Source organism: Chitinophaga sp. NPDC101104 (genome assembly GCF_050277495.1).
GTDB lineage: Bacteria > Bacteroidota > Bacteroidia > Chitinophagales > Chitinophagaceae > Chitinophaga.
Genome location: NZ_JBNNSF010000001.1, coordinates 1,653,893 through 1,675,592, shown reverse-complemented (window position 1 = coordinate 1,675,592; position 21,700 = coordinate 1,653,893). Strand labels below are relative to the sequence as shown.

The 21,700-nt window shown below is 54.0% G+C and carries 19 protein-coding genes, 2 tRNA genes and 1 riboswitch; of the genes, 3 read left to right on the top strand and 18 right to left on the bottom strand.

The features are described from left to right. Window positions 1-40: 40 nt before the first annotated feature. The 8 genes from ACQKLP_RS06880 to ACQKLP_RS06845 form a co-directional block, all read right to left on the bottom strand. On the bottom strand, window positions 41-2,164 hold the full coding sequence (locus ACQKLP_RS06880; protein WP_427321332.1) for a S9 family peptidase: 2,124 nt from the start codon (window positions 2,162-2,164) through the stop codon (window positions 41-43). A 76-nt stretch (window positions 2,165-2,240) separates the two neighbouring features. Continuing rightward, entirely contained in the window at window positions 2,241-3,629 is a 1,389-nt protein-coding gene (locus ACQKLP_RS06875) for a Gfo/Idh/MocA family protein (protein ID WP_427321330.1), read from the bottom strand. Between the two features lie 208 nt (window positions 3,630-3,837). After that, the gene (locus ACQKLP_RS06870) at window positions 3,838-4,581 is read right to left on the bottom strand and encodes a succinate dehydrogenase/fumarate reductase iron-sulfur subunit (RefSeq protein ID WP_427321328.1); all 744 of its coding nucleotides are present in this window, start codon (window positions 4,579-4,581) and stop codon (window positions 3,838-3,840) included. 29 nt (window positions 4,582-4,610) lie between these two features. Next, window positions 4,611-6,584 carry a fumarate reductase/succinate dehydrogenase flavoprotein subunit gene (locus ACQKLP_RS06865; protein WP_427321326.1) on the bottom strand — a complete coding sequence of 658 codons (1,974 nt, stop codon included), beginning with the start codon at window positions 6,582-6,584 and terminating at the stop codon, window positions 4,611-4,613. 21 nt (window positions 6,585-6,605) lie between these two features. Next, the gene (locus tag ACQKLP_RS06860) at window positions 6,606-7,289 is read right to left on the bottom strand and encodes a succinate dehydrogenase cytochrome b subunit (protein WP_427321324.1); all 684 of its coding nucleotides are present in this window, start codon (window positions 7,287-7,289) and stop codon (window positions 6,606-6,608) included. Between the two features lie 104 nt (window positions 7,290-7,393). Further along, window positions 7,394-7,957 (bottom strand): hypothetical protein, encoded by a 564-nt coding sequence (locus ACQKLP_RS06855; protein WP_427321322.1) that lies wholly within the window; start codon window positions 7,955-7,957, stop codon window positions 7,394-7,396. A 21-nt stretch (window positions 7,958-7,978) separates the two neighbouring features. Further along, complete coding sequence (gene murQ, locus ACQKLP_RS06850; RefSeq protein ID WP_427321320.1) at window positions 7,979-8,791, bottom strand: N-acetylmuramic acid 6-phosphate etherase; 813 nt, start codon at window positions 8,789-8,791, stop codon at window positions 7,979-7,981. A 4-nt stretch (window positions 8,792-8,795) separates the two neighbouring features. Beyond that, window positions 8,796-9,650, bottom strand: a complete 855-nt coding sequence (locus ACQKLP_RS06845) for an N-acetylglucosamine kinase (RefSeq protein WP_427321318.1) — start codon at window positions 9,648-9,650, stop codon at window positions 8,796-8,798. A 114-nt stretch (window positions 9,651-9,764) separates the two neighbouring features. On the opposite strand from ACQKLP_RS06845, the gene ACQKLP_RS06840 reads away from it, so the two are divergent. Together ACQKLP_RS06840 and ACQKLP_RS06835 are read left to right on the top strand one after the other, a co-directional pair. Then, window positions 9,765-11,378 (top strand): S41 family peptidase, encoded by a 1,614-nt coding sequence (locus ACQKLP_RS06840; RefSeq protein WP_427321316.1) that lies wholly within the window; start codon window positions 9,765-9,767, stop codon window positions 11,376-11,378. Window positions 11,379-11,527: 149 nt separating this feature from the next. After that, window positions 11,528-11,809 (top strand): GldL-related protein, encoded by a 282-nt coding sequence (locus ACQKLP_RS06835; protein WP_427321314.1) that lies wholly within the window; start codon window positions 11,528-11,530, stop codon window positions 11,807-11,809. A gap of 192 nt (window positions 11,810-12,001) precedes the next feature. Here the strand turns inward: ACQKLP_RS06835 and ACQKLP_RS06830 are convergent, their stop codons facing one another. From ACQKLP_RS06830 to ACQKLP_RS06785, 10 genes are all read right to left on the bottom strand, one after another. Then, entirely contained in the window at window positions 12,002-12,421 is a 420-nt protein-coding gene (locus tag ACQKLP_RS06830) for a hypothetical protein (protein WP_427321312.1), read from the bottom strand. A gap of 81 nt (window positions 12,422-12,502) precedes the next feature. After that, window positions 12,503-13,045, bottom strand: coding sequence for a hypothetical protein (locus ACQKLP_RS06825; protein WP_427321310.1), 543 nt, complete (start codon window positions 13,043-13,045; stop codon window positions 12,503-12,505). A gap of 110 nt (window positions 13,046-13,155) precedes the next feature. Then, the gene (locus ACQKLP_RS06820) at window positions 13,156-13,371 is read right to left on the bottom strand and encodes a hypothetical protein (RefSeq protein ID WP_427321309.1); all 216 of its coding nucleotides are present in this window, start codon (window positions 13,369-13,371) and stop codon (window positions 13,156-13,158) included. Between the two features lie 114 nt (window positions 13,372-13,485). Further along, window positions 13,486-13,689 carry a hypothetical protein gene (locus tag ACQKLP_RS06815; protein WP_427321307.1) on the bottom strand — a complete coding sequence of 68 codons (204 nt, stop codon included), beginning with the start codon at window positions 13,687-13,689 and terminating at the stop codon, window positions 13,486-13,488. 80 nt (window positions 13,690-13,769) lie between these two features. Further along, window positions 13,770-15,083 (bottom strand): ribosome biogenesis GTPase Der, encoded by a 1,314-nt coding sequence (der, locus tag ACQKLP_RS06810; protein ID WP_427321305.1) that lies wholly within the window; start codon window positions 15,081-15,083, stop codon window positions 13,770-13,772. Between the two features lie 25 nt (window positions 15,084-15,108). After that, entirely contained in the window at window positions 15,109-15,984 is an 876-nt protein-coding gene (gene era / locus ACQKLP_RS06805; RefSeq protein ID WP_427321303.1) for a GTPase Era, read from the bottom strand. Window positions 15,985-16,183: 199 nt separating this feature from the next. After that, window positions 16,184-16,255, bottom strand: a tRNA-Met gene (locus ACQKLP_RS06800). A 547-nt stretch (window positions 16,256-16,802) separates the two neighbouring features. Continuing rightward, a tRNA-Met gene (locus ACQKLP_RS06795) sits at window positions 16,803-16,874 on the bottom strand. Between the two features lie 864 nt (window positions 16,875-17,738). Continuing rightward, window positions 17,739-17,972 carry a YgiT-type zinc finger protein gene (locus ACQKLP_RS06790; RefSeq protein ID WP_427321301.1) on the bottom strand — a complete coding sequence of 78 codons (234 nt, stop codon included), beginning with the start codon at window positions 17,970-17,972 and terminating at the stop codon, window positions 17,739-17,741. A 514-nt stretch (window positions 17,973-18,486) separates the two neighbouring features. Next, entirely contained in the window at window positions 18,487-18,894 is a 408-nt protein-coding gene (locus ACQKLP_RS06785) for a single-stranded DNA-binding protein (RefSeq protein WP_427321299.1), read from the bottom strand. Between the two features lie 175 nt (window positions 18,895-19,069). Beyond that, window positions 19,070-19,162: riboswitch (TPP riboswitch) on the top strand. A gap of 105 nt (window positions 19,163-19,267) precedes the next feature. Here ACQKLP_RS06785 and ACQKLP_RS06780 point away from each other — a divergent pair. After that, the gene (locus ACQKLP_RS06780; protein WP_427321297.1) at window positions 19,268-21,640 is read left to right on the top strand and encodes a TonB-dependent receptor; all 2,373 of its coding nucleotides are present in this window, start codon (window positions 19,268-19,270) and stop codon (window positions 21,638-21,640) included. Window positions 21,641-21,700 lie beyond the last annotated feature (60 nt).

The window sequence follows — 21,700 nt, the reverse complement described above, 5'->3', positions numbered from 1 at the left end:
CGCATATGATGCGGCCCTTCCTTATTTCCAGCGAAAGAATCTATTTGTCGATGCCCAGCAGGTAGAACATGAACGCGTATTGCAGCGCCACGTCCTTCAACGCCTTGAACCGTCCGCTGGCGCCGCCATGGCCGGCTTCCATATTGGTTTCGAGGAGCAGGAGATTGTCTCCCTTCTTCATGGCGCGGAGGCGGGCCACCCATTTCGCCGGCTCGAAATATTGCACCTGCGAATCGTGCAGACCAGTGGTTACCAGCATGTTGGGATATGCTTTCGCTTCTACGTTGTCGTAGGGCGAGTAAGATTTCATGTAGAAATAGGAGTCCTTGTTCTTGGGGTTCCCCCATTCGTCGAACTCACCGGTCGTCAGCGGAATGCTTTCATCGAGCATAGTGGTCACCACGTCCACGAAAGGCACGGCGGCGATCACGCCCTTCCAGAGCTCGGGCCGCATATTCACGACGGCGCCCATGAGCAATCCACCGGCGGAACCGCCCATGGCAAAGAGGTGCGCGGAATCGGTGAATTTATTTTCCACGAGGAAATCGGCGCAGTCGATAAAATCGGTGAAGGTGTTTTTCTTCTTGAACATCTTCCCGTCTTCGTACCAATGCCGGCCCAGCTCCTGTCCGCCGCGGATATGCGCGATGGCGTAGCAGAAACCGCGGTCGAGCAGACTGATGCGGTTGCTGTTGAAGTTCGGTTCCATGGTGTTGCCGTAAGAACCGTATCCATAGAGCAATAGCGGCTGTTTACCGTTCTTCTCGAACCCTTTTTTGTATACGAGCGAAATGGGCACTTTTGTACCGTCGGTAGCCGTGGCGAAGAGGCGTTCCGTCACATAGTTTTTCGGATCGTACCCGCCGATCACTTCCTGCTGTTTGCGGAGCGTTTTTTCCTTCGTTTCCATGTTGTATTCGTACACGGAATTGGGCGTGGTCAGCGAGGTATAGCTATAGCGCAGTACTTTGGTGTCCAGCTCGGGGTTGGAGATCACATAGGCGACGTAAGCGGGCTCACCGAAATCGAGATAATGTTCCTGGCCGTTTTCGGGGATGATGCGCACCTGCGAAAGACCGTTTTTGCGCTCGCTGAGCACGAGGAAGTTTTTGAACAGCGTAAAGCCCTGCAACAGCACGTCTGGCCGGTGCGGGATTACTTCTTTCCAGTTGTCCATCGTTGTTTTGCCGACGGGCGTTTCCATGAGCCGGAAGTTCTTGGCGTCGAGGTTGGTTTCGACATAGAATTTATCGCCGCGGTGATCGATGTTATAGAGCATGTCTTTCTGCCGGGGCTGGAACACGCGGAAAGCGCCGTCAGGTTTGGATGCGTCGAGGATGCGGGTTTCGGAGGAAAGGGTGCTTTCGCTGTTGATGGTGATGTAATCGCGCGAGCGGGTACGGCCTACCCAGGTGTTGAAAGTTTCGTCGGCTTCGTGGAAGATCATGACGTCTTTCGCGGGGTCCGTTCCCAGCACGTGACGGTATATTTTCTCGACGCGCAGGGTTTGCGGGTTTTTCGTTCCGTAGAAAAAGGTTTTGTTATCCTTCGCCCAGGCGATGCCGGGGTCGGCGTTGGGAATGGATTCGGGATAAAGTTCCCCCGTTTCCAGGTTCTTGATGCGGAGATTGTACAACCGGCGGCTCACGGTGTCTTGCGCGTAAACGAGCAATTTATTGTCGGGGCTGATATCGGCGCTGCCAACCTGGTAGTAAGCGTGCCCTTTGGCCAGGTCGTTCACATCCAGGTACAGTTCTTCCGGCGCGGAAGCTTCCCCCTTTTTACGGCAATACAACGGGTATTCCTTGCCTTCTTCGTAACGGGTGTAATACATGTAACCGTTTTCGAGGATGGGCGCGGATTCGTCTTTCTCCTTGATGCGGCCTTTCAGTTCGTTGAAGAGCTGGTCGCGGAGGGAGCGCACGGGCGACAGCATCGTGTCGGTATATTTGTTTTCAGCTTCGAGATAGGCGATCACTTTTGGATTGTCGCGCTCGTTGAGCCAATAATATTCATCGTTCCGGGTGTCTCCGTGGATCGACATTTTATGATCTATCTTTTCCGCGACGGGTGGCGGCACATTCACTTTTTCCATCTTTTTTTCTTTTTGCGCGCAGGCCGACAACACGAGGGCTGCACAAACGGTAAGGGGCTGGAGTCGCATATGAGTGGTTTAGAATGATTGAATATAAGGAAAACCCCGAAATAAAACCGGGGCCGCGCGGGCCCCGATTTTACAATTATTTGATTTTCATCTTTTCCGGATCCCACTGGATCAGTTTCTTCTTGAAATAGCTTTCATTTACCGCCAGGGCCGGGCCTGCGGCGCGAAGGCCGAAGGTGGCGTCTTCCACTACGGGTTTGCCGTTGCGGATGGATTCGAAGAAGTTGGTGAAGTGGTCGAGGCGATCGTCGTACCCTGCCGGGGCGTGGTATTTGATCTCTTCGGCTTTCGCCTGTGCGCGGTCTGCCTCGCTGTATTTGGACATATATTTTTTCACGAAGGCTTCCTGTTCGCTTTGCGTGAAGGTGTTGTACGTGTCCCAACCGCCGTACCCGGGGGCTTTGGGGAGCTTGTGCTGTTTGATGGTAAAATCGTTCCAGCCCATTTCCATGACGCCTTCGGTGCCGATGAGGCGGGTGTATTCACCTCCGCCGCCGCCGTCTGCGAAGTTTACGCGCAGTTGCATCTGGAAAGCCGGATGCTCGGGGGTTTCAGGATATTCGAAGATCGCCACCATCAAATCCGGCACATCGCGGCCATCCTGCCATTGAACGAGGTTGCCGCTGGCGAAGATGCGATTGGGGCCTTTGGAGCCGGTGATGAAGTGCAGGCCGGTGATGAGGTGTACGAACAGGTCGCCGGGAACGCCGGTGCCATAGGCCTGGTAATTCCTCCAGCGGAAGAAGCGCACCGGGTCGAAGGGCATTTTGGCGGTATCTTTCAGGAACGTATCCCAGTCGATCGTTTTGGGTGATGCGTCCGTCGGGATGGAATATTGCCATGCGCCGAGGGCGGAATGCCGGTCGATCTTGGCTTCCACGAGGTTCAGCCGGCCGATGTCGCCCGCCTGGTACCTGCGCTTTGCTTCTGCCATGGCTACGCTGCTCACGCGCTGGCTGCCTACCTGGAGGATGCCTTTGGTGCGCTGCTGGGTGGCGATCACTTTATGCCCTTCCTCGATCTGCTGGGTCATGGGCTTTTCGCAATACACGGCTTTGCCTTTTTCCAGTGCGGCGATGCTTTGCGTATCGTGCCAGTGGTCGGGCGTGGCGATGATCACGGCGTCGACGTCTTTCCTTTCGAGTATTTCGCGGTAATCGCGGGTGGTGTAGAGATGATTGCCGTAAACGGATTTCGCTTTTTCGAGGTGGCCATCATACAGATCGGCCACGGCTACCAGTTCCACTCCGGGAACTTTCAGGGCGCAGGAAACGTCTCCGAAGCCCATGATGCCCATGCCGATGCCGGCGATCCGTATTTTGTCGTTGGCGCTCACGCGCTTTTCGGGATGAAGGAGTACCCTGCGGCCGGGTGCTGCTGCGAGGCCCGCGAGGGGAGCCGCGCCGATGAGGGCGGCGGTGCTGCCAAGGTCGCGGATGAATTTGCGACGGGAATTATTTGCCATACCCCCAAGATAGGAAAGCGGCGCAGGAAAAACAAGGCTAAACGCCTGCTAAAACGCGCCCATACTGCATCTCCGGCCAAATACAGGGATCAGTGGACGATACATTCGCTGAACGGTGAGCGGATTTCCCAAAGTGAAAAGCCGGCCCGGGACGTTCCATCCCAGGCCGGCTTTTGCAATTGCCTTATAGTCAGTGTTACCTGTCAGATCAGGAGGTGAACCCTGCGCCGAAGAACTCGCGGTTCATCCGCGCGATATTGCTGATCGAGATGCCTTTGGGGCACTCGGCCTCGCAGGCGCCGGTGTTGGTGCAGGAACCGAACCCTTCCTTGTCCATCTGCATCACCATATCTTCCGCACGGGAAGTGCGCTCGGGGTGGCCCTGCGGCAGCAATGCAAGTTGGGAAACCTTGGCCGAGGTGAAGAGCATCGCGGAGGAGTTCTTACAGGCCGCTACGCAGGCGCCGCATCCGATACATGCCGCAGCAGCGAACGCCAGGTCGGCGTCGTGCTTCTCGATGGGGATGGCGTTGGCGTCTACCGCGTTACCGGTGTTCACGGAAATGTAACCGCCGGCCTGGATGATACGGTCGAACGCGGAGCGGTCTACCGTCAGGTCTTTGATCACGGGGAAAGCCGCAGCGCGCCAGGGCTCCACCACGATGGTATCGCCATCGTTGTAGGCACGCATGTGCAGCTGGCAGGTGGTGGTTTGTTCCCACGGGCCATGCGCACGGCCGTTGATATACATGGAGCATGCGCCACAGATGCCTTCGCGGCAATCGTGATCGAATGCGATCGGTTCTTTTCCTTCGTTTATCAAACGCTCATTGAGGACGTCGAACAGTTCCAGGAACGACATGTCTTTCGAAACGTCGGATACTTCGTAGTTTTCGAAGCGGCCTTTGTCCTGGGCATTTTTCTGGCGCCAAACTTTTAATGTGAGCTTCATAATTTACAGTTTTATATCCCTTATCAAACTTATTTATAGCTACGCTGGGTCGGATGAACGATCTCGAATTCCAGTTTTTCCTTGTGCAGGTCGAAGTTGCTGGGGCCTTTGTATTCCCATGCGGCAACGAACGCAAAGTTCTCGTCGTCGCGTTTGGCTTCGCCTTCGGCGTCCTGGTATTCTTCACGGAAGTGACCGCCGCAGGATTCGTTGCGCTGGAGGGCATCGCGGCACATGAGCTCGCCGAGTTCCAGGAAGTCGGCGACGCGGCCGGCTTTTTCCAGTTCGGGGTTCAGTTCGTTCTGTTCTCCGGGGATGCGCACATCTTTCCAGAACTCTTCGCGGAGCGCCTGGATTTCCCTGATCGCTTCTTCCAGTCCTTTGGCGTTGCGTGCCATACCGCATTTGTCCCACATGATCTTACCGAGGGCTTTGTGGAAGTGGTCCACGGAGTGTTTGCCCTTGATGTTCATGAGTGTGTCCAGCGTGCCTTTCACCTTGTTTTCCGCTTCAACGAAAGCGGGGTGGTCGGTGGGGATGGCTTTGGTATGGATATCGTCTGCCAGGTAGTTGCCGATGGTGTAGGGGATCACGAAGTAACCGTCTGCGAGGCCCTGCATGAGTGCGGAAGCACCGAGGCGGTTGGCGCCGTGGTCGGAGAAGTTGGCTTCGCCGAGGGCGTACAGGCCGGGAACGGTGGTCATCAGCTCATAGTCTACCCACAGGCCGCCCATCGTGTAGTGCACGGCGGGGTATATGCGCATGGGGGTTTCGTACGGGTTTTCGCCGGTGATCTTGGCGTACATATCGAACAGGTTGCCGTATTTCTCGGCTACCACGCTTTTGCCCATTTTGATGATCTCGTCTTCGGAAGCGTTCTCTTCGCCGCGTTTACCGGCTTCGATGGTGCCGTAACGTTTGATGGCGTCGGCGTAATCGAGGTAAACGGCCATTTTGGAAGCGCCTACGCCGAAGCCGGCGTCGCATCTTTCCTTGGCGGCGCGGGAGGCCACGTCGCGGGGAACGAGGTTACCGAAGGCGGGATAGCGGCGCTCCAGGTAATAGTCGCGCTCTTCTTCGGGAATATCGGTCGCTTTCCGGGGATCGTCCTTTTTCTTGGGCACCCAGATGCGGCCGTCGTTACGGAGCGACTCGGACATGAGGGTGAGTTTGGACTGGTGATCGCCGGAAACGGGGATGCAGGTGGGGTGGATCTGGGTGAAGCAGGGGTTACCGAAGAAGGCGCCGGCTTTGTGGGCCTTCCAGGCGGCGGTAACGTTGGAGCCCATGGCGTTGGTGCTCAGGAAGAACACGTTGCCGTATCCGCCGGAGCAGATGAGGACGGCATGGCCGAAGTGGCGTTCCAGTTTACCGGTGGTCAGGTTCCGGGCGATGATGCCGCGGGCCTTTCCGTCTATTTTCACCACTTCCAGCATTTCGTGGCGGGTGTATTGTTTTACGGTACCGAGGGCTACCTGGCGCTCCAGGGCGGAGTAAGCCCCGAGCAGCAGCTGCTGGCCGGTTTGGCCGGCGGCGTAGAAGGTACGCTGCACCTGGGTGCCACCGAACGAACGGTTGCTGAGCAATCCGCCATATTCACGGGCGAAGGGGACCCCCTGCGCCACGCACTGGTCGATGATATTGCCGCTCACTTCAGACAGGCGGTACACGTTACCCTCGCGGGCACGATAGTCGCCACCTTTCACGGTATCGTAGAAAAGACGGAAAACGGAGTCCCCGTCGTTTTGATAGTTCTTGGCTGCGTTGATGCCTCCTTGCGCCGCGATGGAGTGCGCACGGCGTGCGCTGTCCTGGAAGCAGAAAACCTTTACTTTATACCCGAGCTCGCCGAGGGATGCGGCTGCGGAAGCGCCGGCCAGGCCGGTACCTACCACGATGATCTCGAGTTTCCGTTTGTTGGCCGGGTTTACCAGCTTCACGGTGCTTTTATATTTGCTCCACTTGGTCTCCAGAGGGCCAGCAGGAATTTTTGCGTTCAACATAATATCCTTGCTTTAGCTTTATCAGATTTGATTAATGTAAATGTACACGGGGATCACCGCGAAAAGAACCGGGATCAGGATGCCAAAGATCCAGAGGCCAATGAAATTGATCATGCCATTGTACTTCGGGTGGTTAAAGCCGAATGTCTGCATCGAGCTCTTGAAACCGTGGATCAGGTGGAAAGACAGTGCGATCATGCCGAGCACGTACAACACCACCAGCCAGACGTTCCCGAACGTAAACCATACGGCCGCGTACAGGTCGCCCACTTCTTTGCCCTCGTAGACGGCAGTGTCCAGAGAACCATAGTGCATCTTCCACCAGAAATTGGCGAGGTGGATCACGAGAAAAACGAGGAGGATGCTGCCCATGATCGCCATCTGGCGGCTGAACCAGGACGAAGTTTTATTGCCGGGCTTAACGGCATACTTCACCGGCCGGGCGGCCTGGTTGCGGATGGTGAGCTGAATGGCGAGGAAAGCGTGGATGAGGATCACCACTTTAAGCCCCCAGGCCAGCGTCTGGATCAGGGGATTGTGTCCCATGAAATCCGCATATAGATTAAAGGCCTGACCACCATCGTGTTTCATCAGCGAGAGGTTGCCAGCCAGGTGCACGATCAAAAATGTGCACAGAAAAAAACCGGTGGCGCCTACCAGCAGTTTCTTACCGATGGAGGTTGAAAAGAATTGCGACCATTTCATAAGATACGTTCTAAGCTTCCTTTAGTATGAATAAATAAGTGAAATGTCGGGCAAATTTATAACATGAAAAATTAAAACCAAATGATAAATGTCACGAAAAATGCTTATTCCAGCCGCTTCATCACCCAGTTATCCACGAGATTAAACAAGTGTTGCGGCAGAAAGGTTCGCCATTTCGGCTCGTCCAGCAAATGGACATAATTCTCCAGCCGCGCGCTCTCGAACTCTTCCCGCGTCTGCTGCGGCAGGTTCAGCAACACCACCCAGCCCCCGTCGTCCCGGATGTCATCCCACCACTCTTCATAATAACAGTCGTCGGAAGAATAGAAATTGAGGACGTTTTCACCGATCAGTATGAATTTATTGATACCATGTGAAATGAGCAGGTCGATCACATCGCGCTTGAGCGTCATGATGTTGTTCTCCACCGCATCGTTCCACTCCCCGATCAGCTCGATGATGGCGTAATTGAACTGGTAATCGGCGAACAGGAGCTTCATGTACAGGTTGGGCGCGCCGAAATCGTCCCATTGCGGGTGGACGTAATAGTTATAAACCGTATTGGTAAATTCGAATTCGCTGTATTCGCGGCCATAGAACGGCGACAGCTCGTCTTCTTCCGCTGTGTACAGATGTCGCCAGTTATAAAAGGGTTCTATCTCATGCATGGCGGCAATTTATGTAATTTTTTACTTCCTGCTTTCTACCGCGCGCTTCACGCTGCCGTATTCCAGGAGCAGGCTTTTGGCCGTTTCATAATCGCTGAGCTGGAGTTGCTCCATCACCATTTTCACCCCGCGGTCTACCAGCTTTTCGTTGCTGAGCTGCATGTTCACCATTTTATTGTCTTCCACGCGGCCGAGCTGGATCATAACGGTGGTGGAGATCATGTTGAGGACGAGCTTTTGTGCAGTGCCGGATTTCATTCTTGTGGAGCCGGTCACGAATTCGGGGCCCACCACTACTTCAACGGGGAAATCCGCATGTTCGGAAACGGGCGAGGCGGGGTTGCAGGAGATGGAGCCGGTCACGATGCCGTTTTCGCGGCAGGCCTTGAGGGCGCCGATGACGTAGGGCGTGGTGCCGCTGGCGGCGATGCCGACTACGACGTCTTTATCGGTGATGTTCCACTGCTGGAGGTCGCGCCAGCCCTGCTCGCGATCGTCTTCCGCATTTTCAACGGCGCGGCGGATGGCGGAATCCCCCCCGGCGATGAGCCCTACTACCAGCCCCTGGGGCACGCCATACGTGGGCGGGCATTCGGAAGCATCGAGGATGCCGAGGCGGCCGCTGGTGCCGGCGCCCATATAAAAGAGGCGTCCGCCCGCCAGCATTTTGTCGGCGATGGCGGCCGTCAGTTTGGTGATCTGCGGGATGGCCTTTTCCACGGCCAGGGGAACGGTTTTGTCTTCGTTGTTGATATTGGTGAGCACTTCCTGAACGGTCATGGTTTCCAGGTGGCGGTATTGGCTCGGCTGCTCTGTGACTTTAGTGAATGCCATAAGGTTAATCTTGATCTTCGTGATACAATGCCAGTCCGTCCATCGGGTTTTTGAGCACCCTTCCCAGCTGCAGTTCGTAAAGGTTGCAGAGGGTTTCGAGGACGTCGCGGAAGTGGAAGGCAACGCTGCCCGTGAAGTGCAGGGGCACGGTCCAGCTTTCGCGGTATTTATAGAGGTGATTGAAAAAAAACTCGTTGAGGCTGTCTTCCAGGATATTTTCGACCAAGAAATGCCCGCGGTTTTCGGCCAGGAAGGGCGTGAAAGACGCGAGGTAGCGGTTGGGCAGGGGTTTGCGGTAGACGTTATCGAGGATTTCGTCGCGCTGGACGCCGAACTTCTGGTCGAACCGGTAGCGGAGGTCCCCGTCGAAGGTATCGTACAGGTAATACTGGAGCACTTTCTTCCCGAGAAAGGCCCCGGAGCCTTCGTCGCCCAGGATGAACCCCAGGCCCGGGTTGTTCTTTTCTATCTCTTTACCATTATAATAGCAGGAATTGGAGCCGGTGCCGAGGATGCTCACGATGCCGGGCTCGTGGCCGCACAGGGCGCGGGCGGCCCCCATCAGGTCGTGGGTAACCTCCACTTTGGCCTTTGGCCACACGGTATGGAGGGCTTTGTGGACCAGTTTCACGTTGTTCTCCGCCTTGCAGCCCGTCCCGTAGAAATAGACCTGGTCGGGCAAAACATCGTCCATCTGCGGCAGCAACTCCGCCCGGATGGCTTCCTCTATCTGTACGCTGGTGAGAAAATACGGGCTGAGGCCCTGCGTCATCCAGGTCTGCCGCTTCTTGCCGTCCGTCAGGCACCATTCCGTTTTGGTGGACCCACTATCCGCCACCAGCTTAACTTTCGAAGGCATATCCGATCGTTTATGAAATTAAGATTGAGATGTAGATGTTTTGCTTGTGAATATGTTATTTTTGTCACAAGTTAAACAAAAGGGTGGATTCCCCTCAACGTTTTAAATAATCATATGTCGGACAACAGAAGAATAAAAGTTTGGCTGCCCCTGATGTTTGCCGGTGTGCTGGCACTGGGCATGTACCTGGGGCATAAGATGCCCGCGGCCCGGAACGGTGATTCCGTCAGTTTTTTCGTCAATAGGAGAAGCTCCCTGCAGGAAGTGATCGACCTCCTGAAATATAATTACGTAGACACGCTCGACGTGGCCACCATCCAGGAAGACGCCATCGAAGGGCTCCTCTCCCACCTCGATCCCCACTCGGTATATATTCCCCCGGCAGACGTGCAGGAGGTGAATGAAGACCTCGACGGCAACTTCGAAGGCATCGGGGTAGAATTCAACATTATCAAGGATACGGTCAACATCCTCAGCGTGATCGCCGGCGGCCCGTCGGATGCGGCGGGCGTGCTTACGGGCGACAAAATCCTGAAAGTGAATGATTCCGTGAACGTGGCCGGGAAGAACATCACGGCGGAAGCCATCCGCAAACTGCTGCGCGGCCCCCGCAATTCCACCGTTAAAACCCGCATGCTGCGGGGCGCCCGGGAACTGGACATCACCATCAAACGCGGCGTTATTCCCCTCAACAGCGTAGACGCGGCGTATATGACGGCCCCCACCGTGGGATACATCAAGATCAGCAAATTCGCCGCCACCACCTACACCGAATTCCTCGAAGCTACCCGCAAACTGGAAAAACTGGGCATGAAGCAGCTGGTGATCGACCTCCGCCAGAACGGCGGCGGCTTGCTGGATGCGGCTACCCGCCTGGCCGACGAGGTGCTCGACGGCAATAAACTCATCGTCTATACGCAGGGCAAAAACTCCCCGCGCCAGGATTACACCTGCTCCCGCCCCGGCACGTTCGAGAAAGGGAACCTGGCCATCCTCATCGACGAAGGCTCCGCTTCCGCCAGCGAAGTGCTGGCCGGCGCAGTGCAGGATTGGGACCGTGGCATCATCATCGGCCGCCGGAGCTTCGGTAAAGGCCTGGTACAGGAGCCCTTCGAGCTGGATAACGGCGCTACCCTCCGGCTCACCATCGCGCGGTATTATCTGCCTTCCAACCGCAGCATCCAGAAAAGCTACGAAAACGGCCGCGAAGCCTATGAAGAGGATATCGCCAACCGATACAGCCACGGCGAATTCGTGAACGGCGACAGCATCCGCCCCGTAGATTCCAGCCTCAAATTCCGTAAACCCGGCCCCAGCGGCGCGATCGTTTACGGCGGCGGCGGCATCACCCCCGATATTTTCATTCCCTTCGACACCACCCGTTATTCCGAACTGCTCACCGAACTGTACAACCGTAACGTTTTCGGTGATTACGTATATCAATATTATACCGCCAACGCCGCCGAATTCGCCGCTTTCAAGGACGCGTCGTCGTTCAACCGCGACTGGCAGGTGAATGATAAGATGATGGCCGGTTTCCGGACATTGGCCACGGAAGAGGGCGTGAAAATGGACCGCGCTTCGGCGAAAGACAACGAAGAGATCCGTACCCGTATCAAAGCCCTGCTGGCACGCCAACGCTGGCGGACGGAGGGTTTCTACGAAGTAGCGAACGCCGGCGACCCCGCGATCACCCGTGCGGTGCAGGAACTGCAGAAAACCAGGTAGTTATCCCGATAACAAGTCAAAAGCCGGAGCGGAACCCTTCCTCTCCGGCTTTTTTCGTAATTTGGCAGCATGTCCCCCTATATCATTCGCATAATTTTCGCGATATACTTTATTTACATCCTGCTTCCTGATAAAAAGAAAAAGCAGTCATGAAAATCCTTTACCTCATCCTCTCACTGATCGCCATTTTCGTTGGCGCTGTTTTCAAAATCCTGCACTGGCCGAATGCCAATATCTTACTGTTCGCTGGCCTGGGCCTGTTCCTGGTTTTCCATTTGATGGTGATCATGCAGATCTTCCGCCAACAACAGTTCCGGTTCGGCAACAACATCCTGTGGCTGGCCCTGGCCGTCAGCCTGCCATACCTGGGGAGCATCCTCTTCCTGCTGTTCCATCCGGAAAAAGGGCGGACCGGCGCCGTAAAAATTTAACTTCCGGGCGACATAAATCCCGCCGGCATGCATTTATTTTGCAGCACGATGAAGTATTACGTGACCTTATCCGCCTTAATCGTGTTTGTTTCGTTTATCATTTTTTATCTTTTACCGGATAAAAAACGATAGCGCCCGAAAGCCTTTCCACATCAATCGATTTACCATGCTAAGTCCCGTTGCTGCAGCATCTCAACGCTGACCGGTGATTCCCAGGAGGCGTATGTACCGGATGCAGAACAGGGTCGTGAGCAGATAGACGCCAACCAGCCGGAGGTAAAACCACGGATCAGCGAGCACGTCAGACCGTAAAATCACCCACAGCATTAAAAAGTTAAACGCCAGCACGAACGGCGCGCAGCGCGAAGCGTAGCTTCTCAGTTCCGGCTCGCCCGCCCCGGTGGCGAATTTGCGTGCCATCAACCATCCGAAAACGAATAGCGACGGGAGCCCGAAAAGCATGGACACGGCCAGCAACAATATCGACAGCACAAAATCGAGCAGGATGCTGCCCGGCATGCGGTCGAAAATAGTGATAATGAAAATGAGCGGCGAAATGGCCACACTGGCCAGCCATATGCGCAAGGCATACCAGAAGGGTGCGGATTTCATAGGCGTACGGTTCGGTTATAGGGTATTCTGACCCAAAAATAAGGGTTCCCGGTTACCGGGCCTATGACATGAAAGGGGGAATCAACGATGCCGGACGCGCGCCCGTTCCTCTTCGTAATCTTTGCGGAGATCGCGCAATTCCTGTTCCAGCTGGCGTTTGGCCATTTTCTGCTCCCGGTCGCTGCTGTAGGAGCGCAATTCGAACTCCCGGGTGCGGCGGGCGCGATCGTTTTCGTAGGTCTGCTTCAGCTGTTTGAGCGCATCTTCCTCGATGATATTTTCCTGGACTTCATCCATTTTCCGCTGGAGAACGGACATTTTGCGGTCCATTTCGCCGGCGGACGAAGGGTCGCGGATGACGGTGCGTACCGTTTCCATCATATCCATGAGCACGGAGCGCAGCGCGGCGCCGTGTTGCGGGGAAGCCTGCGAGAAATCGAGCGTGGCGGGGTCGAAGCGGGAGAAAGCCGAAAGGATGCTGTCGCGCGTGGCTTGCGGGAGCTGGGCCAGGCCGCGGAGGTCTGTACCGGGGAAGCGGAACACATAGTTCCCGGGGTCGTTCTGGGCGGTGGCAAACACATGCAGGCTGCATAGCAGCAACATCGTTATCAGGCTTCGTTTCATTGCTCGTTCCGGTTAGTTAGTTCCCCATCTGAACAATTGCTGTGCCAAACAAGCAAAAATCCTCCCGGCCAGGAGCCGGGAGGATCTATATGCGTTTTCAACGTACGAACCTATTGCTTCGGTGCAGCAGCACTGTCGGTAGCCGGCGTCTGGTTCAGGCTGGTAGAGTCAGTAGCTTGCATGGATGTGTCCGGCGGCAGGGGCGTTGTTTCTTCCATCGCCGGAGAATCGGTCGGAACAGCAGTAGAATCAGCGTTGTTGGATGCGTTGTTGTTGCAGGCCGCGAAAAGTCCGGCGGCGAATGCGAGCAGGAATAACTTTTTCATCTGAGATATGGTTTTGATGGTTTAATATTCCAAACCCGCGCAATGACTGTGCCAAACAAAAAAAAGTCCTTCCGGTTTGCACCGGAAGGACCATATACTTTCATCAAACGCTAATTAGTGTTTGTGAGTGCTATCAGCTACAACAGCAGAATCAGCAACTACAGCGGAGTCAGCTACAACAGCGGAATCAGCTACAACCGGAGCAGTAACAACCGGAGAATCGGTAGCTACGTTGGTAGAGTCGTTAGAAGTGGTAGCAGCGTTGTTGCAAGCTACGAATGCGCCAACAGCGATAGCGAGTACGAATAATTTTTTCATGTTGATGTTTGTTTTAAAACGCCGCAAAGGTATTCAAAATTCCTGTATTACAAAATAAATTTTAATGTAATACGGAGAAATTATTTCTTCCGGAAGAAAATCCGGATCGGAACTCCCTGGAAATTAAAGTTTTCGCGGAGTTTGTTCTCCAGGTAATTTTTATACGGCGTTTTGATATCGTCGGGCAAATTGGCGAAAAACGCGAAGGCCGGCGTATGCGTGGGCAGCTGCGTCACGTACTTGATTTTGATGGCCGTGCCGCGTACTACCGGCGGACGGTGCGCTTCGATCGCCTTGAGCATGACATCGTTCAACACGGAGGTCTGCACCTTGCGCTGGCGGTTGTCATACACTTCCAGGGCGGTTTCCACGGCTTTGAAGATACGCTGCTTCTCGATCACGGAACCGAAGATGATGGGCACGTCGGTAAACGGCGCGATGCGCTCGCGCAGTGCCTTTTCGTAATCGCGGGCAGTGTTCGTCTGTTTATCCACCAAATCCCATTTATTCACGAAAATCACCAGGCCCTTGCCTTTGCGGGCGGCGAGGCTGAAGATGCTGAGGTCCTGCCCTGCGATGCCTTTTTCGGCGTCGAGGATGAGGAGGCATACATCGGCTTCGTCCAGCGCCTTGATGGCACGGATCACGGAATAGAACTCGAGGTCTTCGTGCACTTTGGCCTTGCGGCGGATACCGGCCGTGTCGATCAGCATGAAATCCTTCTGGAACAGGCGGTAGCGGGTATGGATGGTATCGCGGGTAGTGCCGGCGATGTCGGAAACGATGTTGCGCTCTTCGCCGATGAGGGCGTTGAGGAGCGAGGATTTACCTACGTTCGGCTGGCCAATGATGGCGATCTTGGGGATGCCGTCGTTTTCATTGGTCGCCTGTTCTTCTTCGGGGATGAGGGCGGCGATATCGTCGAGCAGTTCGCCCGTACCGCTACCGGTCATGGAAGAAAGGAAATGTATGTTTTCGAAGCCCAGGGAATAGAATTCGGTGGCTTCGAGCTGGCGTTCGTGGTTGTCTACCTTGTTAACGGCGAGGTACACGGGTTTGGAGGAGCGGCGGAGCAGGTCGGCCACATCGGCGTCGAGATCGGTGATGCCGGTGGTCACGTCGCACATGAAAATGAGCACGTTGGCTTCTTCCATGGCGATTTTCACCTGTTTGCGGATCTCGCGTTCGAACACGTCTTCGGAGCGGGATACGAAGCCGCCGGTGTCGATGACGTTGAAGGTTTTGCCGTTCCAATCGGCGATGCCGTACTGGCGGTCGCGGGTAACGCCGCTGACGTCGTCGACGATGGCCTTGCGTTGTTCGAGCAGGCGGTTGAAGAGGGTGGATTTCCCAACGTTCGGGCGTCCGACGATGGCTACTGTGAACCCTGGCATATTATTCTGATTTTAAAGTCGTTGTTTACAATAATCCGTATTCACGGAGGTAATTATCGTTATCGCGCCATTTGTCGCGCACTTTGACATGGAGCTCGAGGAAAACTTTCCGGTCGAGGAATTTTTCGATTTCCTGTCTGGCGCGTGACCCGATTTCGCGGATGGACCGTCCCCTTTCGCCGAGGATGATGCCTTTTTGCGTTTCGCGGGTTACGACGATATCGGCGGATATTTTGGTCAGTGTTTGTTTTTCCTGGAAGAGGGTGACTACCACGGCGGTGTGATAGGGGATTTCGTCTTCGAAGAGGTGGAAGATCTGTTCACGGACCATTTCGGCTACGAAGAAGCGGGTAGAGCGGTCTGTGAGCGTGTCTTCCGGGTAGAAGGGCTCGCTTTCGGGGAGGAGCTGAACGATTTCCTTTTTGAGGAGGTCGATATTTTTCTTCTGGATGGCGGAGATGAAGACGACGGATTTGGCTTTGCCCCAGGCGAGGCATTTGGCTTTGATTTCTTCGATGGCGGGGGCTTCGAGGTTGTCCATCTTGTTGATAACGAGGATGGAGGTGCCTTTTAGCTTGAGGGAACCGAAGAGCTCGAGGCATTCGTCGAGGTTATCGCGGCCGTCCATAAGGAGGAGGGCAACGTCGGCGTCTTCGAGGGCGGATTTCACGGCCGACATCATTTTCTCGTGCATTTTATACTTCGGGTCGATGATGCCGGGGGTGTCCGAGAAGACGATCTGGTAGCCGGGCTCGGTGAGAACGCCGGTGATGCGGTGGCGGGTGGTTTGGACTTTAGGGGAAACGATGGCGAGTTTTTCGCCGAGGATGGCGTTCAGGAGGGTTGATTTTCCTGCGTTCGGTTTCCCGAAAATATTGACAAAACCTGCGCGATGCATCATTATAAAATTTAATTCGTTGAACGGCCTCGGGGATGTGATACCGGGGAGTTCGGCTGCAAAGGTAGCACAAATAAAAAAAGCCGAAGCGGTTCGGCATGATTCGATAGACGGTGCATTTTTGCGGATATCCGTACGTGTGGCCCTGATGTTTATAAAAAAGTGAATCCCGCTCCGGGAGCGGGATTCCGACTTTCTTTCGTAGCGAGGAGGGGATTCGAACCTCTGACCTTCGGGTTATGAGCCCGACGAGCTACCTCTGCTCTACCTCGCAATGTGGTTGCAAAGGTAAGGGAATTATATTGGTTGACAAATATTTTTTGGGAATTAGGGGATTACTGTTGTTAGTGATTGGCCGGGGACGCTTCCCTACGGCTGGTTACAAGGGAATAAAAAAATTTTACAAGCTGTACGATTTTGTGAGGTGGCGGGTGCTAACAATGGCATTATGACACATTTAGATAGCTTTTGCCATGTAAGCTTTCAAACCCTGTAAAGCTAATCTTTGAAGTATTCGAAATTGCTATTTAACACCTTGGCCCATCCCATCGAGTACGTTTTACCTGTTGTACCTACGCCTTCCGGATTTAATAAGAAAGAATCGGGAAGGATATCAAGTCACACTGGCTTTGGCAATTAACGGGTGAGTTCATTATTTCTGGCGGTGTATTTTCTATAAAACCAGTTCCATTACGAAAAGAACCGGGATAGCCGTAAAGAAATGCTCCATCTATTCGGGCATAGGATTGTAATTGGGGCTTGCGAAAAAATGCAACAAAAAAAACCGCGAACACTTATTACTGTGATCGCGGTTTCCGCTGTAGCGAGGAGGGGATTCGAACCTCTGACCTTCGGGTTATGAGCCCGACGAGCTACCTCTGCTCTACCTCGCAATGTGGGTGCAAATGTAAGTGAAAATATTTCCTAAAGCGAAATTTATTTTTCATTCCCCCTGGAGAAATAAATTCTAATTACACCAAAACCATCCACCACAAAAGGTTACAGCCGAAAATATTTTTTCTTCCAAATCCATAAAAGCATGCTGTTAGCAACCGTTGACACCTGAAACAACCCTGACTACAACAATCTCATTTGTGTTTCCCGCCGAAGGCTAACGGCAATTTCCCTTTCCATGAAACAATACATTCATGTGAAGCAACACATTCATGCCACAGCCGTCTCCGTCAACATGGAAATTGATTACTGGCACTGTCATTCCTGTTTGGAAATTATACCGCCAAATCGAAAATAAATGTATGCATTCCACAAGTCAAGATTACTCCTGTTGCCAGCGCTCGCCGTGCAGCACCAGGCCGAAATGAAACAATTTCAACTGTGTTCATCTAAGATGAATGACTGCAGTCACTTCCATTATGACGATACATTCATGAAACAATATAAATATACCATGATCATCTTTATCGACTCGGAAAATGGGTACCGGCACAACTATTCCCACCTGTAAGTCATACAGACAAATCGGAAATAAATGTAAGTGTTCCACAAGTCGGGCCGACCGCAGTTGTCAACATTCGCCTTGTAAAATCATGCCGAACTACAACAATATCCGTTGTTTTCCTTGTTACGGACGACAACAATATCAATTGCTATCAAACCATGTATCCTTACCGCTGTCATCTCCGTTGACGCGGTAATCAAATACAGGCCTAACCATTCCTGTTTGATGTTATACAGCCAATTCAGATATGAATGTATGTGTTCCACCCACCGGATTTACCGTAGTTTATCACAGCCAGTTATGCCGATCCCGGCCGCAAATGCATTAACTTCATATGCGCTTCCTGTTGGAGAATGTTCGTTGCTTTCTTTTCCAGTATATCCATAATTTCAGGAGACACGTCGTAATATCCACATGCGTCGCAGATATCCGCGGGAACGCCACGAACTACGAATACGGCGTCATCTCTTTCAAGATAAACGCTGACTTGTCCCCGTTCTCTTTTTCCTTTGCTGCATTTCGTACATTCCATATTGTCTAAATTTTCGGTGAATAAAGCTCGTTTCCTTACCGGCTCCTTTTACCGAATTCGCTCTTAACAAACAGGTACATCCCATATAGCTGGAATGACTTTCCTTTCGACTTCACACTTCAACTTTCATCACTGCACATAAAACGCAATATCACCTACCCGATACTTTCATTTTATTTCCCTATCAGTCAGCTTTTTTAACCATCCATTACATCAACTCATTCTCATATTCCTTCCACCCACCTTTGAATCGGCTGTTTCAATAATCAATCTTCCATTTAATACTCAATCAATCAACACATTTTACTGTTCTTTCGACCCGCTTAATCTAAATTCTAACCGTCCGCCATTGAATTGGCTATATCACCCATCATTCCCCCTCCCCCCCGAAAGCACACACCTCTCCCACCCCAAGCCGCGCACCGGCCCAGGGGTATGGATGCAGGCAGCCGGGCCGTTCCAGCCGGCTGCCTGTACTTATCATCGAAATAACATGGATCAGTTTAGTGACGCATCAAAACGGCAGCTCCTCCGTCACGTCTTCCGGCACCGGGGCCGCCAGTCCGCCCTCCTGGGAACCCTCGCCCCCGGGCTTCCCCTCCAGCCGCGGACCGTGATTCAACAACTGCACGTTCGTGACCCGCACCTTCAGCGCACATGCCGGCGAACCACTCTGCGTCGTGTACATATCCAGGAATGGCACCCCCTCCACATACACGTACGTCCCCTGCAGCAGATAAGCCCCCACCGCATTCGGCGCCCACATCGCACAGTCGGCCCAGATCGTGCGCTCCTGCGCCACGCCCTGCGCATTCTTGTAACGCTCATTATGCGCCACACTGAAATTCAGCACCTGCTTACCGTTCACCTCATGCAAAACAGCATTCTTACCCAGGTGACCGATCAATTGAATCTTAATCATTGTTTGTGATTTAGGTTAACAAATAAAAAAGTTGGCTATGGGAATTATTCTATCAGAAAGCAGTATCGGGTTAACGAATCGTAAGTTAAGGCAATTTTCAAAACACGAAAAATTATTTCGGCTTTTTTCGGGCGCTATAGCTACCTTTGCCCAGAATACGGGCCCGTAAACGGCCCTTTTCACCTCGGGGTGCCTTACTATCAGGCTGAGATCAAACCCGTTGAACCTAACCAGGTAATGCTGGTAAGGAAAGGTAAGCGGCACATTTCCTACTTACCTGTTTTTATTGCGATAGTACATCGGCGCGGCCTTCACCGGCCCAGCTCCGCTATTGGTCATCGAACCTTTAAACCGTCATAAACAGGAACCGATCATGAAACATCTCCTGCTCTTTGCCCTGCTTTGCTGCACCACCGCCGCACTGGCACAAAGAACACTCTCCGGCACCGCCACCGACGCGCGCACCGGCCAACCACTGGAAGGCGCCACCATCGCCATTCTTAACGGCCCCTCCGCTATCACCGACGCCAGCGGCCGATTCTCACTCCCCCTTCCCAAACAACAGCCCGCCATCGTACAGGCCAGCTTCCTCGGATACGCCCCCGCCAGGGACACCCTCCGTAAAGGCACCTCCACACTGCATTTCACCCTCTCCGAAACCGGACTGTTCGTGAAACCCGTGGAAATCACCTCCCTCCGCGCCGGCACCAACTCGCCCTTCACCAAGTCCGAGCTCCGCCGCGAAGACATCGCCAAACAAAACCTGGGACAAGACCTCCCCCTCCTCCTCAACCAACTCCCGTCCGTCACCACCAACTCCGACGCCGGGGCCGGCATCGGATACACCGGCCTGCGCGTCCGTGGCTCCGACATCACCCGCATCAACGTCACCGTTAACGGCATCCCCATTAACGACGCGGAATCACAAGGCACTTTCTTCGTCAACATGCCCGACTTCGCCTCCTCCGTTTCCAGCATCCAGCTGCAACGCGGCGTAGGCACCTCCACCAACGGCGCCGGCGCTTTCGGCGCATCGCTCAACCTGTCCACCAACGAATTCCGCGATAAAGCATACGGCGAAATCAACGCCTCCTACGGCTCGTTCGACAGCTGGAAAACCACCGTCAGCGCAGGCTCCGGGTTGATCAACGATCACTTCACCGCCGATGTGCGCCTGTCGAAAATCTCCTCAAACGGGTATATAGACCGCGCCACCTCCGACCTCAAATCTTTCTACACCTCTTTCGCCTACATCGCCGGTAAATCCTCCATCCGCCTCAACGTCTTCTCCGGCAAGGAAAAAACCTACCAGGCCTGGACCGGCTCCACCGACGCCGAGATCAAGGAATACGGCCGGACGTACAACCCCAACGGAAAAATGGATAAAGGCGGGTTCTACGACAACGAAACCGATAATTACCAGCAAGACCATTACCAGCTGCTGTTCAACCACGCCTTCCGCTCCAACCTCCATTTCAATGCCGCCCTGCATTACACCCGCGGCAAGGGTTACTATGAAAACTGGCGGGAAAACGACTGGTACGCGGATTATGGCATCACCGGCCCCGTACACGATGGCGATACCACGCATCAAAGCGACCTCATCCGCCAGTTGTGGCTCGACAACCACTTCTACGGCGGCATCTTTTCCATCCGTCACGACCTCAAAAGGTTCACCTGGACGGCAGGCGGCGGCTGGAACAAGTACGAAGGAAACCATTATGGTAAAGTGATCTGGGCGGAAAAAGGCGGATTCGACAAAGACTTCCGCTGGTATGACCTCGACGCGCTCAAGACCGACCTGAACGTTTACTGGAAAGGTGAATACGCGTTGACCAGCAAACTGAAACTCTTTGCCGACCTGCAATACAGGCACGTGAACTACGAGCTCGACGGTTTCCGCAAGAACCCGGGCATCCGTCAACATAAAAAATACGATTTCTTCAATCCCAAAGGCGGCGCCACTTTCACGATCAACGAACGCCAACACGTTTACGCTTCTTACGCCATCGGCAACAAGGAGCCGAACCGCGACGATTTCGAAGTGGGCGGCGCACAGGCCCCGCTGCATGAAACCCTCCGTAACCTCGAAGCAGGCTACGTTTGGCGCGGCGCCAACGCTGGCGTTCAGGCGAACGTGTACTACATGAACTACCGCAACCAGCTCGTGCCCACCGGCCGTATCAACGACGTAGGCGCATATGCCCGCACCAACATCCCGGAAAGCTATCGCCTGGGGATCGAAGTGGAAGGACAATACACGCCCGCCGCATGGTTCACCGTTCAGGCGAACGCTGCTTTCAGCCGCAACCGCATCAGCGCATTCACGGAGTACCTCGACGATTGGGACAACGGCGGCCAGAAACCGCAGACCTACGAAAGCACGGAAATCGCGTTCTCCCCTTCTTTCGTGGGCGGCGCTACGCTGACGTTCCGGCCGTTCAAAGGATTTTCGGCAGACCTCGTCGAGAAAGGCGTAGGCCCGCAATACCTCGACAATTCAGGCGATAAAAACCGCCGGCTCGATGGCTACGCCGTTACCGACCTGCGCCTCAACTACACCGTTCCGCAGCGGATCTTCCGCGAGCTGGGACTCCAGTTCATCGCCTACAATCTTACCGATAAACAATACGCGCCCAATGGCTACACCTACGGTTACCTGGAAGGCGGCACCATGAAAGCGATCAATAATTATTTCCCTATGGCGGGCATTAATTTTATGGCCGGTGTGAAAATCGGTCTGTAACGTTCATGAAAACCATATCCGAACCAAGTATTGAAGCCGGCGCACAACGCCGGCTTCGTC

What these genes read in the sequence shown, in the direction of transcription:
- ACQKLP_RS06880 (WP_427321332.1), bottom strand. Translation starts at nt 2,164, where the DNA reads ATGCGACTCCAGCCCCTTACCGTTTGTGCAGCCCTCGTGTTGTCGGCC.
- ACQKLP_RS06875 (WP_427321330.1), bottom strand. Translation starts at nt 3,629, where the DNA reads ATGGCAAATAATTCCCGTCGCAAATTCATCCGCGACCTTGGCAGCACC.
- ACQKLP_RS06870 (WP_427321328.1), bottom strand. Translation starts at nt 4,581, where the DNA reads ATGAAGCTCACATTAAAAGTTTGGCGCCAGAAAAATGCCCAGGACAAA.
- ACQKLP_RS06865 (WP_427321326.1), bottom strand. Translation starts at nt 6,584, where the DNA reads ATGTTGAACGCAAAAATTCCTGCTGGCCCTCTGGAGACCAAGTGGAGC.
- ACQKLP_RS06860 (WP_427321324.1), bottom strand. Translation starts at nt 7,289, where the DNA reads ATGAAATGGTCGCAATTCTTTTCAACCTCCATCGGTAAGAAACTGCTG.
- ACQKLP_RS06855 (WP_427321322.1), bottom strand. Translation starts at nt 7,957, where the DNA reads ATGCATGAGATAGAACCCTTTTATAACTGGCGACATCTGTACACAGCG.
- murQ (WP_427321320.1), bottom strand. Translation starts at nt 8,791, where the DNA reads ATGGCATTCACTAAAGTCACAGAGCAGCCGAGCCAATACCGCCACCTG.
- ACQKLP_RS06845 (WP_427321318.1), bottom strand. Translation starts at nt 9,650, where the DNA reads ATGCCTTCGAAAGTTAAGCTGGTGGCGGATAGTGGGTCCACCAAAACG.
- ACQKLP_RS06840 (WP_427321316.1), top strand. Translation starts at nt 9,765, where the DNA reads ATGTCGGACAACAGAAGAATAAAAGTTTGGCTGCCCCTGATGTTTGCC.
- ACQKLP_RS06835 (WP_427321314.1), top strand. Translation starts at nt 11,528, where the DNA reads ATGAAAATCCTTTACCTCATCCTCTCACTGATCGCCATTTTCGTTGGC.
- ACQKLP_RS06830 (WP_427321312.1), bottom strand. Translation starts at nt 12,421, where the DNA reads ATGAAATCCGCACCCTTCTGGTATGCCTTGCGCATATGGCTGGCCAGT.
- ACQKLP_RS06825 (WP_427321310.1), bottom strand. Translation starts at nt 13,045, where the DNA reads ATGAAACGAAGCCTGATAACGATGTTGCTGCTATGCAGCCTGCATGTG.
- ACQKLP_RS06820 (WP_427321309.1), bottom strand. Translation starts at nt 13,371, where the DNA reads ATGAAAAAGTTATTCCTGCTCGCATTCGCCGCCGGACTTTTCGCGGCC.
- ACQKLP_RS06815 (WP_427321307.1), bottom strand. Translation starts at nt 13,689, where the DNA reads ATGAAAAAATTATTCGTACTCGCTATCGCTGTTGGCGCATTCGTAGCT.
- der (WP_427321305.1), bottom strand. Translation starts at nt 15,083, where the DNA reads ATGCCAGGGTTCACAGTAGCCATCGTCGGACGCCCGAACGTTGGGAAA.
- era (WP_427321303.1), bottom strand. Translation starts at nt 15,984, where the DNA reads ATGATGCATCGCGCAGGTTTTGTCAATATTTTCGGGAAACCGAACGCA.
- ACQKLP_RS06790 (WP_427321301.1), bottom strand. Translation starts at nt 17,972, where the DNA reads ATGGAATGTACGAAATGCAGCAAAGGAAAAAGAGAACGGGGACAAGTC.
- ACQKLP_RS06785 (WP_427321299.1), bottom strand. Translation starts at nt 18,894, where the DNA reads ATGATTAAGATTCAATTGATCGGTCACCTGGGTAAGAATGCTGTTTTG.
- ACQKLP_RS06780 (WP_427321297.1), top strand. Translation starts at nt 19,268, where the DNA reads ATGAAACATCTCCTGCTCTTTGCCCTGCTTTGCTGCACCACCGCCGCA.